The sequence below is a fragment of the Sphingopyxis sp. J-6 genome, assembly GCF_046603995.1.
In the GTDB taxonomy this organism is placed as follows: Bacteria; Pseudomonadota; Alphaproteobacteria; order Sphingomonadales; family Sphingomonadaceae; genus Sphingopyxis.
In genome coordinates this window covers 1,040,878-1,058,059 of sequence record NZ_CP145810.1, presented here as the reverse complement: position 1 = coordinate 1,058,059, position 17,182 = coordinate 1,040,878, and the positions used below count along the sequence as shown (strand labels likewise).

Genomic DNA, 17,182 nt, shown 5'->3' with positions numbered 1-17,182 from the left:
CAGCGGCGAAAAACGCTGCCCTGGCAGTTATTTCGACCGCTCCCTGATGCGGGCCGCGGCGTCGGCCATCATCGTCGCGCCCCGCTCCGCGAGCGCCACGTCCGGCGCGGGAAGGATCACCGGCCCGCCGGCTTTCGACGGCAGAATGACCACGGCCCTGCCGGTGCAGGAGGTTTCCTCGCGCTGGTTCGTCCCCTTCAGGTCGAGTTCCACAACATGATGGATACCATCGATGCGCTTGTCCGCCACGCTTCCGGTGATGACCGTCGTGTCGCCATGGAAATTGAACATCCGAACGTCGGTCTGCATCGACATGATCCAGGCTTCATCGCCCATCCAGTTGGTAAGAGCGTGGGTAAGCCAGTTGGAGCGCATCTGGCCGTAGTCATAGGGCGCTGGTAGCCCGAGATCCTGCGCGCGCTCCGCGTCCCAGTGCACGCGCATCATGGATGCCGGAACCCCATATCGATCCTCGCTGTAGAAAGCCGGGATTTTCTGGCGGATCTTCCAGCCATAGCGCAAGGGGCCGCCGCCGTACGTCGCGCCCAGGCCCCAGCCCATATGCGCCCCGATAACCTCCACCATGCCCAGCGGTCCCTTGGCCACCGGCACGATCTGGTCCCCGACCGAGACGTCGTCCCACCATCTCGGCTCTGCACCGCGCCTTTCCTCCGCTGCGTACAAGCGGTCGATCGCTTCGATTTCTTCCTTCGTGTAGGCGTGCCGTTTGATGTCGGCGTGGCGGCTGACCTTTTTCGATCCACCCCTTTCGGCATTGACGAAGCTTTCGTAGCGCACGGCCACAGGCTCGCCATCCATGTTCACATAGAGGTGCCGATAGGTTTCAAGCACGGTACGCGCGCCTGAAAAGGACGATGTCTCCTTGACCTGAACGTCATCGACACTCAGGTCGTGATAAAGCTGGTCGCCCGGTCGCATTGGCCTGAACAGCAGCCACCGCGTCCCGACATTGTAGCGGCCGACCCCCTTGTAGAGCCCTTTGAACAGCGCCTTCATCTCAGGCGTCGCGGGAGACGGGGTTTCATTCAGGCCCGTGGTGGTGGCGAACAGGGGCGGCGCGATCTGGCCGCGCCAACGGGTTGTGCGAGCGTATTCGGGCTCATGCCACAGCGGATTGTCATCGCCGATGAAACCGAAGGCGAAGTGCCTGATCCCGTCTTCGGAGACGATCCGGTTATAGGCCATGCCGTGCGTCGATTGAGGCACGCCCATCTGGCGCCGCTGGCGTTCGATATCTTCGTCCTTGATCCGGGCATCGATGGCCTTGGCCGCTGCCTGCTCTGCTGTGTCTGACACGATTTCCTCCATGCCTGGTCGTTGAGCGGCGTCAGGGGATCGCCGTTCTCTTCTATCATTCTCGCCAACCCTGGCGGCGGATCGGCTAACTCATCGCCAGTGCAAGCAATTCGGACCGGATGATCTTCATCGAAACGGTCCTTGGAAGCTTGTCCACGAACTTGAAGGCCACCGGGACCTGATAGGGGGTGAGATGCTCCCTCGCGAATGTCTTCACCGCGCCCTCATCCGGGGCATGCTCTCCATCCCGAAGCTCGATCACCGCCACCGGCACATGGCCCAGACGGGCATCGGGAACGCCGACAACAGCGGCGTCCTCGACGCCGGGATAGCGGCGAAGCACGTTCGCAACCTCTTCCGGCAGGACCTTGAATCCGCCCCGGACAATGGCGTCGTCCGCCCTGCCATGGATGAAGAGGAAGCCGTCCTCATCGATGCGGGCAAGGTCGTTGGTGCCGACCCAGCCGCTTGTCTTCTTGTCGACCTGCACCTCCAGCAAGCCGATGCCGCCGTCGCGGATTTCCTTGCCCGTCACCGGGTCCATCACGCGAATCTGGGCGCCAACTATCGGCCGGCCGGCGCTGCCGCGTTTTTCCCGGGAATAGCGTTTGTGGTCCGCCAACGACCAACCGGCGACGCCACCGAATTCCGTGGCGCCATAATCGCAGAGAATGGGAACGCCATATTTGTCCTCAAACGCTTCCTGGAGATCGGTATCGAGCGGCGCGGTTCCGGTTCTTATCGCAATGAGGCTGGAGAGAAGCTCCGGGGGAACCTGCGCATCCCAGATCATCCTGATCATCGCCGGGACCAGCGAGAGCACCTTGGGACGGTATCGTCCGATCGCGTCGACCGTCCGTTCGATGTCGAACTTCTCGTGCAGCGAGATCGGCCGGCCGGAATAGAGGGCAAGCAGCACCGCGAACGAGCCGGAGTGCGCGAGCGGACGAATGACGAGCGCCGGAGACTGGCTCAGCCTGGGCGGTCCTTCGTCAACTCCCGCTTCCTTCCGCTGGCCGAGCGACAGGGAGGCAAGGACCGCGTCCTCGCGCTGGGGGGTCCGCTTCGGCGGCCCCGTGGTGCCGCTGCTCACCCGTTCGATCACAAAGCCCGGCATAGGATCGCGGTGGGCCCCCGGACCGACGAGCTCCAGTCCCGGATAAGGTTCGATCGCGGTCGTGAGGCCTAACCAGCTCGCGACGATCCCCGCGCTGCCCGACGCCCGGGCGGCTTCGACCACGCCGGGAATCGCCCAGAATTGCGGGTCGCCGATGATCAGCGGGAAACGCTGCGTTCGTATCTCGTCCGCCAGAACCTGCGGGGCCATATGAGGGTTCAGGACACAGGCGCAATGCCCGGTAAGCACAAGCCCCGTCAGGGACGCCACCGAGGAAGGTACGTTCTGCGCCGCCCATCCAACGACGTCGTGCTCCTTCAGACCCGCCGTCCGCAAGGCCGCCGCAATCGTCAGGGCAACGCCGTTCAGTTCGCCCCAGGACCATCGATGCCCCTCGAACTCCAGCGCCCAGGATTCGGGGCTTATGGCGAAGATAGTTTGTAGACGCTTGGCGAGTTGCATCGTTACCTCAATGAGACCTGACGGAGATGTCCTGAATTGCCGTCCCGGCGCTTCTGGATGAAGATTGCCATGTCGCGCTCCGACCAGGGACGGACAAAGCTTTCCTCCAACAGCAGACCCCATCGAAACGCCGGGCGAAACCCGTTAAAGCTCCACCTTCATCCTTCGCGAGCGCGAGGACCAAATCCAAGGAGAGTATGGCATCCGGACAGGTCAATGACGCATTGACGGCAAGGAGCGGCACATTTCCCAGGGGATTATCCCCGCGGCATGGCCAGCCCACGCTCAGCGATCAGGTTCCGCTGGATCTCGTTCGCACCCGCCGAAATCGTAGAGCCATAGGAGTCCAGATAGTCATACATGGGAACGGGCAGCACCGTGTCCTGCGGGCCAATCTTCTGCCCCTCCATGCCCGCGATGCGCAGTTGCAGTTCGGCAAGTCGCGTGCGCAACGATGAACTCAGGAGCTTCACGAGCGAGGGAGTCATCGACCAGACACCCGGCTCCCTCGTTTCGCGCAGCAGCGCCCGGATCTGCCGGCGCACCGCATGCTGCTCGGCAAAAAGGCGCATGAACTCCCGCCGAAGCTGATCGTCTTTCAGCCAGGCCGCATTGCTGACAAGCTCCCGCTCATAATATCTCTGCAAGGTGGCGCGTTCGCGCTCCAGCCGGTCGAACGCGAGCACGCCGCGCTCCGCCGAAAGCGTCGCCTGCGCCACCGCCCAGCCTTCATTTTCCTCGCCGACACGATCCTCGATCGGGATACGCACATCGGTCAGGAACAACTCCGCGAAATTGGACGCGCCGGTCGACTTGCGAATGGGGCGCACCTCTACCCCCGGCGCCTTCATATCGAGAATGAAATAGCTGATCCCGGCCTGCTTGCGCGCCTCCGGATCGGTGCGCGCCAACAGAATGGCCCAACTTGCATACATGGAATGCGACGACCAGATTTTCTGGCCGTTGATGACATAGTGATCGCCGTCCCTGACCGCGCGCGTTTGCAGCGCCGCCAGATCCGATCCCGCGCCCGGTTCCGAGAAGCCCTGACACCAGACCGTGCCTTGGGCGACGGTGGGCAGATATTTTCGCTTTTGATGCTCGGTACCATAGGGGATGAGTGTCGCCGGTATGTGGTTCATCGCCACCGTGAAGGCCGATGTTTCCGGCGCATCGGCTCTGGCGAATTCATCGGCGATGATGATCTGATGCTCGAGATTGAGGCCTGCGCCTCCATATTCCCTAGGCCAGTGGGGCGTCGCAAGTCCGACCTTGTTGCGCTCGCGCATCCACCATCTCTGGACCTCGACCTGAGCAGCCCCCTTTGCCTGCTGCCAGCGATGCGCCTGTTCGGGAGGGGCCACCTTTCTGACCCATGCCCGCACACCCTCGCGGAATGCCTGAAGATCGTGACGCAAGTCGGTGATCGAGCTGTCTCCCGGACCATCGAAGCACGCCGAATCTATGCCATCTCCATCTGCCGGATTTTCTCGCGAATGATATGAATCGGTGCTCATAGGCTCTGATATTCCCTGAAACTGGCCATATGGCCCGATTTCAGCGTTCCACGAGGCCGCTGGCCAAGGGTAGGAAGTCATGGCGGAATGTGAGACTGTCCTTCAGCCGCTGCCCAAGGCAGGCATCAGGTTCGCCAACGTGAGGAAAAACGCCGCGGAATCGTCCTCGGGACGCAATGAGCCACTGCGGCGATGACACAGCTCTGGTCGAACATAGTCTTCCCTGCGTCGCAGGGGCGTGTCCTGCGACGACCCGGCCGAAGTCCCGATGCCGCCCATCCCCGGTTGGGTGGCTTCAGCGATCTCCCGTTGCGGAGGCGGCGACATCATGAATATCGGCGACGCACCTCCAGATCACAATGCCGGCTGAAGCACCCGATCGGCTGCACCTTGCGCTTCCTCCTGTTGCATCGCCAGTTCCTCTCCGAGGCGCCAAAGGCGATCCATCGCCGGCGACGTTATCCCCTTGCGTTTGACCAGATAGAGATGGGCGCGCGGCTTCGGGCCGTGAATCGGGCGTCTCACAAAGCGCGGGAGGTTCTTCTCGCCGGGAGCCAGATTGATGAAGAATAGTCTTTCGCGCTCGGCAGCGTCGGCCATGAAGGCATGCCCTTCAGGAACCATCACCGGTATGGCGCCCACCTTGTCGACCCATCCGTAGATGAAGTCGCGCCGGGCGGTATTCGACACCGGGGTGACGACAACCCTGCGACCACGCAGATCCGAGAGCGCTACCGATTCAGCCGCCGCGAGAGGATCCTCTTCCGGGATCGACAATGTCGTGTGGCCGCGTTCAAGACACAATTCCTCCATATCCGGCTCGCCGACGGGACCCATTACAAGTCCGACGTCGACGGTCCAGTTGCGCAACATTTCCAGCACGCCCTCGGTCGTCTCCGTGGCGGTGAGATCCAGGTTCACCCCCGACCGGACGGCCTTATATTCCTCGAGAAGCATGTTTCTCGCCTGAAACCAGTATGTAAAACGCGCCACACCGATCCGCAGATTCAGCCTCCGCCGGCGTTGCATCTCCTCTGCCTTGCGTGTGGTTGACTCGCTGATCTCGGCCAGTTTTTCAGCATAGGCCAAGAATTCCTCGCCATCCGGCGTCAGATAGATCCGGCTGGCTTCCCGCTTGAACAGCGCAAACCCAAGCCGACCTTCCAGCTGCATGATCTGTCGCGATAACCACGGCTGGTCCGTACACAAGCGGTCGGCAGCCCGCGTGAACGACAATTCCTGCGCGACCACGGCGAATTTGAGGACGCGATCAAAATCCAATCTCATGACAGCACCATTCCATTGTTCCGAGCCTGGGAAGAGCGCGGCGACACTGCCCGCCTCCCCTGGATGCAGCTCAATCCTTTCAAAGGCCGAGACATCTTCTTCCCTCGCCTTGCTCCGAAAGGCTCGATCGTCGCCCTCTTCGGCCCCATCAGCCCGAGTGATGTCCGCCGGGCTTTGCCGAGGCCGAGAATATCAGGCTCTATCCGGAAGATGGAGGCGCGATCGCCTGCGAAGGTCGAGCAAACCGACTTGCCTCCGTTCCGGCGACGGGGCGAGGGAAAGGCATGAAAATTCATGTGCATATGCCATGCTCCTCTTCCTTGTCTCATATACGGAATCTATGTTCCGCTATTGGTCCTATGTCGCAGAGATATGGGCGGGTGTCAACTCGTCCTTGGCGTTGCTCGTGGAGCGCCGCTCCAATGGACGCGCAGATGCTCAACGAGCGCTCGATGAAGCGCTTGTCGGGACAGTCTTGAACGCCGCGGATCACGGTGTGCAGTTTGCAATCCCCGCCCGGTGTCCACCTCCGCCGGCAAGGGCGGCTTTCGTAATTGGGCAGGCGGACCGATGGCACACCAAGCGGTACCTATCCCTGCGCCCGATTGAATGCAGCGCGTTCCAGAAGTTATGGAAATTCGTCAGGCTGATCCCTGCGCTGCTCGAGCAACACAATGATCGCCTCGACCGGCGGGCTTAATCCCTACGGCATCCGCACACAGCTGTTCTTGACGTCGCCGACCAACTGCTCGGTAACGCCTGGATCGTCGAGACTCTCAAGATCCCACCCGGCTGGGTTGAATGTCGACCGCATCACTTCGACCTCGGGAAAAAGTCCGATTTCGCCGCCCTGCACATAGAATTCGCGTCCGCTCACATGCGCCGTGGCGTCGGTACACAGCCAGACCGCCAAGGCGGCCGCATGTTCCGGCCGGGACGGGATCATCGACCGAGCCGTGCGATTCCAGATTCCCGTCATTCCCAATTCGACGGATTCGGCCATCAGCTGCTCCAACAGCGGTATCTTCATATTGGTGATCGCAGAAGAGGGGCGAACGGCGTTGCAGCGAACGCCGAATTGCCCAAGATCCCGGGCGACCGAGCGCGTCAGACCGACAACCCCCTCCTTGGCGGCGCTGTATGCCGACATGCCATAATGCCCGAGACCTGACGCCGAACTCGTATTGACGATGGCGCCGCCGGTGCGCTGTTCGATGAATATACGAGCCGCCGCACGGATCGTCGCGAAATAGCCCTTCAGATTGACGTCATGAACAACGTCCCAATCTTCTTCGGAGAGGTCCTGCACCTTGGACGGCCGCAGAATTCCGGCATTGTTGATCAGAATATCCAGTCGCCCAAAATTGTCGAGCGCGGCGTCGATCACCGCTTGCCCCCCCTGCATGCTGGAGATGCTGGACGTTTCGGCTACCGCCACGCCGCCCGCGGCAATGATTTCGCTTACGACGTTTTCTGCGAACGACCTGTCGCCGCCTCCACCGGTCGGCGCGCCGCCCAGATCGTTGACGACCACCTTCGCGCCATTGGCCGCAAGCAGTATGGCTTCGGCACGACCGATCCCGCGGCCGGCGCCAGTCACGACGGCGACCTTGTTTTCGAAACGAAGCTTGGGTGTCACGGGATCATTCTCCAAATCTGTCGGGCCAAATCCGTCAGGAACGCGCTCATTGATGCGGAAATTCGGGCCTATCAGGCGAAATATCTCAAGCCGGGTGCGGCTGCAGCAAAGCCCGCAAATCGGTCTTTTTCACTTTGCCTCGCGGCGTTCGGGGAAAATCCTGAACGATTTCGATTTGTTCCGGAATTTTCTGCTTGGCCAGTCCGAGTTCGACGAAATGAGCCTGTACCGCCGCGAGGCTTATCGATTGGCCATGGCGCAGAGAGACAAAGGCGCAGACCTTTTCGCCATATAGGGGATCCGGCACGCCGATCGCGGCGGCTTCCGAGATCGCGGGATGGCCGCACAGGGCGTCTTCAATCTCCTTCGAGGAAAGATTTTCGCCCCCCCTGATGATGATGTCCTTCTTCCGGTCGACGATGGTGAGATATCCCTCTGCGTCCCGCACGACAATGTCGCCGGTGCGGAACCATCCGCCGGGCAGGAATGCGTCGAGATCAAGCGTCTCATCGAGATAGCCCACGAAGAGATCTGGCCCGCGCACCAGCAACTCGCCGGATGTTCCATCGGCGACGTCATTGTCTTCGTCATCGACGATCCGGACCTCGACGCCCGGCAGAAGCCGGCCTTCGGTATAAGCCCGCTTCCCGATCGGATCTTCCTTGCGACCCGCGCAGATCGTCGGCATTTCCGTGGCCCCATAGGTCCGCAGGCCCGTAATTCCCGCTTCTTCAAGCCGCAGGATTTGCGACGGGCTGATCGATGTCCCGCCCATTGTGAAATATTTCAGGCTGCTGATGTCTCCCAGGCCCTTGTCCACAAGGTCGAACAGCGTGAGCATGAAAAACGGCACGCCGTTGCTGGTGCATGGTTTGAGCCGCGTGATCAGGTCCAGACATGCCTCTGCGTCCCATCGGTCGCGCGTAATATTGCTGTTTCCCGTCAGCGATCCCCTGATCAGTTCCAGAGCGCTGCCGATATGACCGAAAGGCCCCGCCGACAGAAATAGCGGATTCTCCGGATCGGCGGGACGGTAAAGGGGGAAGGTCTTCGTCTCAGCGATCAGCGTATTGTGGGTATGTCTGACGCCCTTGGGCGCGGATGTCGTTCCCGATGTGAACATCAACAGGCAGATGCTGTCGGGGGAAATATCGACCGTTTTCAGTGGCGGCGGCGCAATAGCGAGGAACTGATCCCAGTTCATGGCCCCGCGACGGACTTCCTCGCCAACAATCAGGATATGTTCCAGATCAGGCAGGGAACCGAGCGATTCCAGGCGCTCCAGAAAGTCGATATTGCGCGTCCGCTGGGGTACGATCAGCATCTTCGCCTTGGCGGTCGCCAGAATATATTGCAGGTCTCCCGTCCCATAAATGGGTATGATGGGCAATAGAACCGCGCCCACCATGATGATCGCCTGGCTCAGGATCACGGCTTCCCACCAATTGGGCATCTGGACCGCGACGACGTCCCCCGGCCCGATTCCCAACGCCTGCAAGCGCGCGGCGTAGGTCAGGCTCAGATGATAGCTTTCGTGTAAGGTGAACACGCGCTCCGGCCTTTCGGCGGAGTAGAAGTGCCGTTTCGCGTCAGGATAGGTTTGCGCGCCGATCCGCAGAATATCGCCGATGGTTTCCTGTCCATAGAAGCCTTCGGCATGCCAGCGCAACCGAAGCCGTTCCCGGTCCTCGCGGATTTGCGTGAGCTTAACCTCCTTCGAGGCGCGCGGCCGTGGATCGAGAACGTCTTTAGGCATGGCCGGTATTCATTGTCCCTCTGGGCTTTTTGTCATCGGTGGATGAGGCGGATCGCCGGGAACGTCCCGATCATCGTCCGCCGGCGGGCAAGCTACTGCCGCCACGCCGATGCTTCCATAACCAATCCGCGCGTCCCAATGCGCAACCCGCATCGGACCAGTTTGAACTCCCCTGACTTTGGTCGCCGCGCCCTATCGCCACGGCGGCGTCCTTCGCCGTCGCGCGGCTCGCCCGCTCGCATCGCCGCCCTCGACCTTCCGGGCGCCCCTCGGTCTCCGGTCAAAAGTCGAACCGCAGTTCGGCACCATACATGCGCGGATCTCCATATGCGACGCTGTTGAACCCCAGGGCAACCGCCAGCGGATTACCCTGCTGCATATATTTTGTGTTGAATATATTGGTCCCAAAGATGGCGACCGACAACGGCTTGCCGCCGATATTCGACCATTCAGCCCGCAAGTTCACCAGGTTGTAACCGGGCGCGCGCGATTCGGGATTGTTGAAATTCAGGTCCCAAAAATACTGATGGCTCTGATGATAATAGCTCGCGCGGAAACTCAGGCTGCCATGATCGTCAGGCAGAGGAGCCGTGATCTCGGCCGTCGCTCCAAGCTTGGTCTTGGGCGTATTCGCGAATTCTGAGGCCGTCGCATCGCCTTCCGGCGACGGAAAGGATTTATAGAAGGCGTCGGTATAGGAATAGAAGGCCGACAGATTCAGCCAGGATGCGGGACGAATGCTCGTTTCGAAATCCGCGCCCCTGATCGTACCGCTCGCCGCGTTCAACGTCGCCGTCAAAAGCTGACCATTGACCGGAATAGCCTCGTTTTTCTGAATATCGCTGTAGTTTCCGGTATATATGCTGATATTCGTTCGGCCTGCCATGCCCTGCAGATGCCAATCCGCTTTCAAGCCGGCTTCATAGTCCGTTATATATTCCGGCTGAAAAGCGGTCAGTTCCGGCGTGGGCGCATGGGCGTTGAAGCCCCCGCTCTTATACCCGCGACGCGTCGCGACATAGACCAGAACACCGGGGTTGATACGATAATCCAGGCTGAAATTATAGGTGAGAGCCTTGAATTTCGCGATCAGGTCCGGCGTTCCGTCAAGCAGGTCAAGCTTTCGGGTATCCCATGTATAGCGGGCACCCGCGGTAAACTTGAGGTCGGGGAGGATATCCCTCAGGTCATAGGTTGCCTGTCCGTATACGGCCTTGCTGCCATCGCTGCGCTGGTTCGACGCGATGCCGTTCGGGTTGCCGAATATCTGCGCACGGATGGCGGTGATCCCGGTCGGCGACAGTTGCTCGTAATATAGGCCGCCAATGAAGGAGAGATTGCCATTCAGCGCCTTTCCGGACAGTTGCAACTCATCCGTCACGAGCTTGATATGGACCGATTGCGGGAACCACAGAATATTGAACGAGCTTCCGTCTTGATCGGTAACGAAATTCTGATCGAACCGTTGGTATCCGAAAATATTCTTCAAGGAAAAATCCGGAGACACCTCATAAGATGTTTCATTGACGATTACGAGCTGCTTGCTCTTGTTGAATGTACCGACATCGGACTCGATTACGCGCGGGCCGCGCGCATTCTGCGTTTCGACATATTGCAATGTGTCCGGGTAAATCTGGGCGACCAATGAATTCGGCCGCACCGCATTCATCATGAACGACCCGCCGCTATCATTAACTCTCGAATATTCCGCGACCAGATAATTCGAAAAGCCATCGGAGGGCGTGAAAAGCACGCTGCCGCGATAGGCTTGACTGTTGACGTTGTCGCGATAGGTGCCATCCGTGAGATTGAGCGTGTAGCCGTCACGCTTGATCCTCTGCGCGTTGAGGCGCACCGCCAGCACATCGGAAACCACCGGCAGGTTCAGCGCGGCTTCGGCCTGCCTAAGCTGGTAATTTCCCAATTTCGCCATGACGTAGCCGCCCAATTCGAGGGTGGGACGCTGCGGGGCGAAGAGGACCGCCCCTCCGGTGGTATTGCGGCCGAACAGCGTTCCCTGCGGCCCCTTCAATACCTGGACGTTTTGAAGATCCAGAAACGATGCGGTCGCCTGGCTGATGATCGGTATATCGGCGAAATAGGAAGCCACGCCGGCGAAAGCGCCCCCATAGGTTTGTGTTTGGCCGCGCATCGCGAAGTTTGTCTGGGTACGGCTTCCTCCCGCGCCAACGGTTGTCAGCCCCGGCGTGTGAAATTGCAGGTCGATCACGTTCCTCACGCCTTCGGCGGCAAGCGCTTCACCTGAAATCGCCGTGACCGACACTGGAACGGACTGCAGGGATTCTGTCTGCCTGCGCGCCGTCACCACGATGTCTTCCAACTCGATCGAAGCCTTGTTCGGGTCAGGAGCGGGAGATCCTTCCTCTGCCGTCGCAGACCCCTGCCGGTTTTCCTCCGCAAAAGCCGGCGCCGCCACCGTAAAGATCAAGACGAACGGCAAAACGCTGACGCCCGGGAGCTTCGCACCTTTAGAAACCTGCATATTGAGTCCCCTCGTTGTTATCTTGCTATCGCGTCCTGCCTGGTGCTTTCGCCGCGCAAATCACTCTCCGAGGCTCCATGCCCAAGCGCCCCGTATTGAAGGGGTTCGAATAACAACGAGGATGTTCAGCCATAATGTTCCGGGCAGCCAATGCGTGGCCGACATCGGCATATGCATTTATGGCTCTTCGCGCGGCTCCGAACGATACTTCGTTCTGACGGAACTATATTTCCATCTGGAGGAGTCGTGGATGGTTCAACAGAAAAAAGCCGTCATGGCGGGCATCCCCCCATGACGGCATCATTTCTTCTCTACGCGGGAGGTCGAGGACGAGCGTTTGCAAGGCCTGTCGTCGTCAAGATCGCACTGCATCGCTCGTACACGCCAAGGGCAGGCAGCCGATCCGGTTCCAAACGCTCACAGGTCGATACAGGCGGCACATCGCCGAAGATCGATCGGCCTATCGACTTGTCCGCCCAGGGTGTGAGTTCAGCTATGACCCGCCCGGGCGCGGCCATTTGCCTATTCGCTGGCCGAATATTTTCCTATCCCACTGCCTTATTTGCGATATTTCTGGATCATTTTGTCCTGCGCTCCACGAAACTCCGCGGAAACGTTCGCCCTGTCGCCGTAGAGATCGTCCCAAGCGGCCTGGGGACGGTGCATAGAACCTTGGAACTCCGGCATGACTTGCCGCGCGAACAATTCGAGCGAGCGAACGGTCGCAGCCGGATCGGCCACCTCGGTCAACAGGAGGCACAATGTCCCAAATCCTCCGGACTTGTTCCAAAGCCGCTCGATCTGGGCCTTGGCCATATCCGGCGTTCCGTACACCGCATAGCCGCTGTCGTTGGCCTGCCGGCACAGGGTTTCGTGATCCGTGGTTGCCAGGACTTCTTCGATATCCTTTGCACCGGGCACCCGGAACGGCCCGGTCGAGGAAAAACGCAATTCATTCGCGTAGCCATATTTCATTTCCTCGATCGCCTGATCGACGGTCGGCGCCAGATGCATCGGCGCCACCAGACGCCACGAACTGCGATCCACCTTCTGCCCCGACACGGCGGCGGACTCTTCGACGACGCTCCACGTGTCGCTCAAATAGTCGAAGCCTCCCAGATCGTCGGTGGCGGAAACGCCCAGCAGGCCGGTTCCATATTGGCCGGCCAGGCGCGGACCGGTCGGCGAGCGCACGGCGGCGACCGCCAGCTCGAAGCAAGGCTTGGTATAGGGCGAGAGCTGCAGCCGCGCATCCTGGAGCTTGAACCAGTCGGTTTCCATCGTCAGCGGTTCGTCGTTGCGCAGAAGGTGGGTGATCGCCGCAACGCCCTCCTCCATTCGCCGACGCTGCTGCGAATAGTCCATGCCCATCATGCGCGAGTCGGTCACGAGCGAGCCCGGCCCCATCCCCAACATGGCGCGACCGCGCGTCAGATGGTCAAGCAAAACCATTCTGTCGGCCAGGATCAGGGGGTGATGATAAGGGAGCGACGCCACCCCGGCGCCAAGCTTGATATGCTGCGTACGCTCGGCTGCCGTGGCGATAAAAACTTCCGGCGAACCGATAATTTCATACCCGCCCGAATGATGCTCTCCGATCCAGACCTCATCATAACCAAGACGGTCCATATGCTGGATCAGTTCGAGATCATGATGCAGGGCACGGGTCGGATTCTGACCCGGCGCATGCCACGGCGGCATCATCGCGCCAAATTTCATCTGCATCTTTCTTTTATCCACCGAATGCTCTCCAAAAGTGCCGAACATCCCGACTCTCGAGCAACTCCACTCTCGAGGCAAGATAGCTGCCCTAACCGAGCTAGGCTCGCCTGCCATCCTCCAATTGGCAAAGGCGCGAAAGACATGGCGGCATGTGGGCATCCCTCTTTCGCGAAAAAAATGGCTGCCTAATCTTCGGAGAATTTTGGAGTTCGATCTGCGCCGGCCCCGCTAGAAACGGCGAGGCCCTGCAACAAACGCGGACATCGGGCGGCACGGCGGATTATGCATGAAAAGCGCGAAAATGGCAGGGAGGATGAGCAGCGCGGTCGGCTGTCGCCCTGCGGCTTCCAGCGATAAGGAGAAAGCGATGACGGTAATTCGGCATTACCAGATGACCGCCATCAACGGTCGAGAAGATGAGCTGAAATCGGCGCTTATCTTGCTGGCGCAAAAGGTGATCGCGATGGAAGGATGTGTGGACCTGCAGCTTTTTCAGGATCAAAAAGCGCCCGATACATTCATCTTCATTGAACATTGGCGGTCTCTCGCCGACCATGAGGCTTCTGGAAAGAAGCTGGGGCGCGAGGCCTTCTCAGAGGTGATGGCTGCGGTCAGCGCGCCGCCCCTGACTCGCTGCCTTGAACCGGTCGGTCAACTGGCCCCGGATATGTGATTATCATTCTGCCAAGGCGATCTCGCGGAGAGCTTCCTGCCCGAGACAAGCATGACGGGCGTCGCGCGGCGGCATATCAGACCTCGCTTACGCGCGGTTTGGAACGCCCGGAATGATCAAGAGTTTGCGCGAGCCCAGGTTAGAGCGCTCTGGGCATTGTTCCGCCCAGGACCGCCGTAAGCTTGTCGGCCTTTTTCTTCACGATTTCTCCGATCATGGGCAAGCCGTCGGGCTGAACCTGAGCAAGCAGGGATATGACGCACAGTTGCAGTTGGGTCTCGCCGTTGACGTCGAAGATCGGCGCTGCAATGCCCAAGGTCGGGACTTGATATACGCGCGTGGCGGTGGTCGTCTTTCTCGCTTCGGTGAATCTCAGAATCTCGTTGAGCTGCGCTTCCCGTCCCTGTTCCGATGATCGTCCTATACCGAGCGAGCCGGCTTCCTTCAGCCAACCCTTGATCTGGTCGAGATTCCCGCTTGCATTGTCACCCGCGGATACTGCCCATGTATATCCGTGGGACCGAACCCATCGGATATCTTCCTCCAGCTCAGGCGTGAGTTCCACGGAACCCCTGTCTCCATCCCTGAGGGCGGCCCCCTGGAGGCGCTGCAATCCCGCTTCACTGCTCCATGCGATCTGGAGAAGGTTGACCAGCGGAAAATGGGGCAGTCGCGATCCGACGGAACGGTTGATTGCGACCGGCCCCGGGCCCGCACAAGTGGCAATGCAGATGATCTGAGCATCGGGCATCACCTGAAATGCCTCGGCGTTCATTCCGGTTTCAGTAGCCAACTCGCTCAGAGCATTGCGCACCAATTGAAGCACAGGCCCCTCGCCAGCCGAAGCCGCGCCCAGCGCGATCAGCGCCGATCCCAGCGTGTAGGTCAGGTCTTCCGGATTACGCATGACAAAGTGGCCCGTCAGAAGGGCGAGCAGGAATCTGTGCGTGCTCGCTTTCGACAGATTGCACCGGCGCGCGATTTCCGAAGCGTTCAGCCAGCGAGGAGATTCCTCAAGCAAAAGCCCCAAAATCTTGACGACACTCGTCACCGCCGGAGCCGGCGAAGGAGGTGTAGGTTGGACAATCAAATTGACAGCTCCCGATGCGTCTGACATGGTATTATATACAGAATACGTGTCTTATATATGGTACATCTTAGGCCGTCCAGAGGAATTTATCAAGCGCTCGACCTTCGGTGCCCTTCTCGCCCTGCCACGGGCCCAGGCGCCAGTTCCCGCGGTTTCTCCTCCAGATGCCAAACAGCCGGACCAGGCCACCGCATGCACAATAGGATGAGCGATGCTTCAATATAACGCTGAACCCAAAACCCCTTCATCGATTCGTACAGACGCCATCCTCATACTGCAGCAGACGTTCGCTTACGACAGAATCGACGGCCATCCTCTGCGCAGCCCCCAGGCCCGGCAAGCGCCGCTATTCCGCTGCGGGCGCTCGATCGCTTCAGCGCCGCAGCGGGAACGCGGGGCGCCCCGCCCCGCCCCGCGCAATCGCCGGCATGGCGCGGAAATAATCAGCCGGCGCCTCAACCTTCCCTCAGGCGTCATCGGCCGCCTTGTTAGGGCAGCATAATGCCGAAACTGGCAAAGGCTCTGGAGGGCGCACACTCCTATCGCGAAGCGGCCCTCTCCGCATTGCGCAAACGACTTGAGGCCCGCAGCATCGATGTCGAGCAGCGCGCCGCGCATGGCTTCGCCTGGGTCGCGACATCGGTCGCCGCCCTGGAGGCGGTCCATGGCTGGCTCGCAGCCAATGGCAAAGCTAACCCACTCGACGAAAAGATCGCGCATCTCGCTTTCGCCGAAACCGTCGCGCAACTGATCGGCGGCCTGCCGATGGGCCAGAACGAGATTTTCCGTCCCGGCGATCTGGACCTTGGCGAGGCGGCGTCCGCGCTGCGCGAGGCTTCGCTCGGCGTGATCCACGGCGATCTTGCGACGCTGCGCGCTGAAGTCGCGGCCATGCTGGCTGCGGGCCATTGGCCGTCCGAGACCTTCCACGACGGCGATCTTGACGCGATCCGCGACCAGTATCGCCGGTTCACCGATGCCGAGATCATCCCCAATGCCCACCAATGGCATCTGGCCAATGCGCTGATCCCCGACGAGACCGTACGGCACATGGCCGAACTCGGCACCTTCGGCGTCTGCATCCCGGAGGAGTTCGGCGGGCTGGGCCTCGGCAAGTTGGTGATGTGCCTCATCACCGAGGAACTGTCGCGCGGCTGGATCGGCACCGGCTCGCTTGGTACGCGTTCGGAAATCGCGGGCGAACTGATCGTGCTGGGCGGAACAGACGCCCAGAAGGCGCATTGGCTGCCCCTGATCGCCAGCGGCGAAATTTTACCCACCGCGGTGTTCACCGAGCCCGATGTCGGCTCCGACCTTGGCAGCCTGACCACACGCGCGCGGCAGGATGGGAACGGCGAATGGGTGATCGAGGGGGCCAAGACATGGATCACCCACGCCAGCCGGTCGGACCTGATGACCATGCTGACGCGCACCCTGCCCGACGCCAAAGGCTATGCCGGCCTGTCGATGCTGCTGGTTCCCAAGCCGCGCGGCACCGACGATGCCCCCTTCCCGGCCGAGGGCATGGCCGGCAGCGAGATCGAGGTGCTCGGCTATCGCGGCATGCGCGAATATGCGCTGTCGTTCGACGGCATGCGCGCGCCTGCCGATGCCCTGCTGGGCGGCGAGGAAGGACAGGGCTTCAAGCAGCTCATGCGCACCTTCGAGGGCGCGCGTATCCAGACCGCCGCCCGCGCCGTCGGCGTGGCCCGGCGCGCGCTCGAGCTGGGACTCGACTATGCGTTGAACCGCAAGCAGTTCGGCAAGGCGATTGTCCATTTCCCGCGCGTTGCCGACAAGCTGGCGATGAGCGCGGTCGACATGGTGCTAGCACGCGAGCTGACTTACGAGGCCGCGCGCGCCAAGGATTCGGGCAAGCGCTGCGACATCGAGGCGGGCATGGCCAAGCTGCTTGGCGCGCGCGCGGCATGGTCGAACGCCGACGCGGCGCTCCAGATCCACGGCGGCAACGGCTACGCCACGGAGTTCGAGATCAGCCGCGTGCTGTGCGACGCCCGCATCCTCAACATTTTCGAGGGCGCCGCCGAGATTCAGGCGCAGGTCATCGCCAGGGGCCTCATCGGCGGGAGGAACTGAAC

The 17,182-nt window shown here is 60.7% G+C and carries 11 protein-coding genes; 2 read left to right on the top strand and 9 right to left on the bottom strand.

Annotation, left to right across the window (positions count from 1 at the left end):
- Nucleotides 1-27: 27 nt before the first annotated feature.
- From V6U71_RS05180 to V6U71_RS05145, 8 genes are all read right to left on the bottom strand, one after another.
- On the bottom strand, nt 28-1,329 hold the full coding sequence (locus tag V6U71_RS05180; protein WP_411341243.1) for an FAS1-like dehydratase domain-containing protein: 1,302 nt from the start codon (nt 1,327-1,329) through the stop codon (nt 28-30).
- A 73-nt stretch (nt 1,330-1,402) separates the two neighbouring features.
- Nucleotides 1,403-2,896, bottom strand: coding sequence for a class I adenylate-forming enzyme family protein (locus V6U71_RS05175; protein WP_411341242.1), 1,494 nt, complete (start codon nt 2,894-2,896; stop codon nt 1,403-1,405).
- 257 nt (nt 2,897-3,153) lie between these two features.
- Nucleotides 3,154-4,413, bottom strand: coding sequence for an acyl-CoA dehydrogenase family protein (locus V6U71_RS05170; protein WP_411341241.1), 1,260 nt, complete (start codon nt 4,411-4,413; stop codon nt 3,154-3,156).
- A 354-nt stretch (nt 4,414-4,767) separates the two neighbouring features.
- A complete protein-coding gene (locus tag V6U71_RS05165; protein WP_411341240.1) occupies nt 4,768-5,700 on the bottom strand; it encodes a LysR family transcriptional regulator in 933 nt (310 codons plus the stop codon).
- 703 nt (nt 5,701-6,403) lie between these two features.
- The gene (locus tag V6U71_RS05160; RefSeq protein ID WP_411341239.1) at nt 6,404-7,339 is read right to left on the bottom strand and encodes an SDR family NAD(P)-dependent oxidoreductase; all 936 of its coding nucleotides are present in this window, start codon (nt 7,337-7,339) and stop codon (nt 6,404-6,406) included.
- A gap of 85 nt (nt 7,340-7,424) precedes the next feature.
- Nucleotides 7,425-9,095, bottom strand: a complete 1,671-nt coding sequence (locus tag V6U71_RS05155) for an AMP-binding protein (RefSeq protein WP_411341238.1) — start codon at nt 9,093-9,095, stop codon at nt 7,425-7,427.
- Nucleotides 9,096-9,375: 280 nt separating this feature from the next.
- Nucleotides 9,376-11,598: a TonB-dependent receptor gene (locus V6U71_RS05150; RefSeq protein WP_411341237.1), complete on the bottom strand. Its 2,223-nt coding sequence runs from the start codon at nt 11,596-11,598 to the stop codon at nt 9,376-9,378.
- 558 nt (nt 11,599-12,156) lie between these two features.
- Nucleotides 12,157-13,365 carry an LLM class flavin-dependent oxidoreductase gene (locus V6U71_RS05145; RefSeq protein WP_411341236.1) on the bottom strand — a complete coding sequence of 403 codons (1,209 nt, stop codon included), beginning with the start codon at nt 13,363-13,365 and terminating at the stop codon, nt 12,157-12,159.
- A 268-nt stretch (nt 13,366-13,633) separates the two neighbouring features.
- Between V6U71_RS05145 and V6U71_RS05140 the strand changes: the two genes are divergently transcribed.
- Nucleotides 13,634-13,993, top strand: coding sequence for a putative quinol monooxygenase (locus V6U71_RS05140; RefSeq protein ID WP_411341235.1), 360 nt, complete (start codon nt 13,634-13,636; stop codon nt 13,991-13,993).
- 139 nt (nt 13,994-14,132) lie between these two features.
- On the opposite strand, the gene V6U71_RS05135 is transcribed toward V6U71_RS05140, so the two are convergent.
- Nucleotides 14,133-15,044: an IclR family transcriptional regulator gene (locus V6U71_RS05135; RefSeq protein WP_411341234.1), complete on the bottom strand. Its 912-nt coding sequence runs from the start codon at nt 15,042-15,044 to the stop codon at nt 14,133-14,135.
- 540 nt (nt 15,045-15,584) lie between these two features.
- Here V6U71_RS05135 and V6U71_RS05130 point away from each other — a divergent pair.
- A complete protein-coding gene (locus V6U71_RS05130) occupies nt 15,585-17,180 on the top strand; it encodes an acyl-CoA dehydrogenase family protein (RefSeq protein WP_411341233.1) in 1,596 nt (531 codons plus the stop codon).
- Nucleotides 17,181-17,182: the final 2 nt, after the last annotated feature.

Bases quoted from the DNA above. Each gene is read 5' to 3' on its own strand.
- V6U71_RS05180 (WP_411341243.1), bottom strand. From the start codon at position 1,329: ATGGAGGAAATCGTGTCAGACACAGCAGAGCAGGCAGCGGCCAAGGCC.
- V6U71_RS05175 (WP_411341242.1), bottom strand. From the start codon at position 2,896: ATGCAACTCGCCAAGCGTCTACAAACTATCTTCGCCATAAGCCCCGAA.
- V6U71_RS05170 (WP_411341241.1), bottom strand. From the start codon at position 4,413: ATGAGCACCGATTCATATCATTCGCGAGAAAATCCGGCAGATGGAGAT.
- V6U71_RS05165 (WP_411341240.1), bottom strand. From the start codon at position 5,700: ATGAGATTGGATTTTGATCGCGTCCTCAAATTCGCCGTGGTCGCGCAG.
- V6U71_RS05155 (WP_411341238.1), bottom strand. From the start codon at position 9,095: ATGCCTAAAGACGTTCTCGATCCACGGCCGCGCGCCTCGAAGGAGGTT.
- V6U71_RS05150 (WP_411341237.1), bottom strand. From the start codon at position 11,598: ATGCAGGTTTCTAAAGGTGCGAAGCTCCCGGGCGTCAGCGTTTTGCCG.
- V6U71_RS05145 (WP_411341236.1), bottom strand. From the start codon at position 13,365: ATGTTCGGCACTTTTGGAGAGCATTCGGTGGATAAAAGAAAGATGCAG.
- V6U71_RS05140 (WP_411341235.1), top strand. From the start codon at position 13,634: ATGAGCAGCGCGGTCGGCTGTCGCCCTGCGGCTTCCAGCGATAAGGAG.
- V6U71_RS05130 (WP_411341233.1), top strand. From the start codon at position 15,585: ATGCCGAAACTGGCAAAGGCTCTGGAGGGCGCACACTCCTATCGCGAA.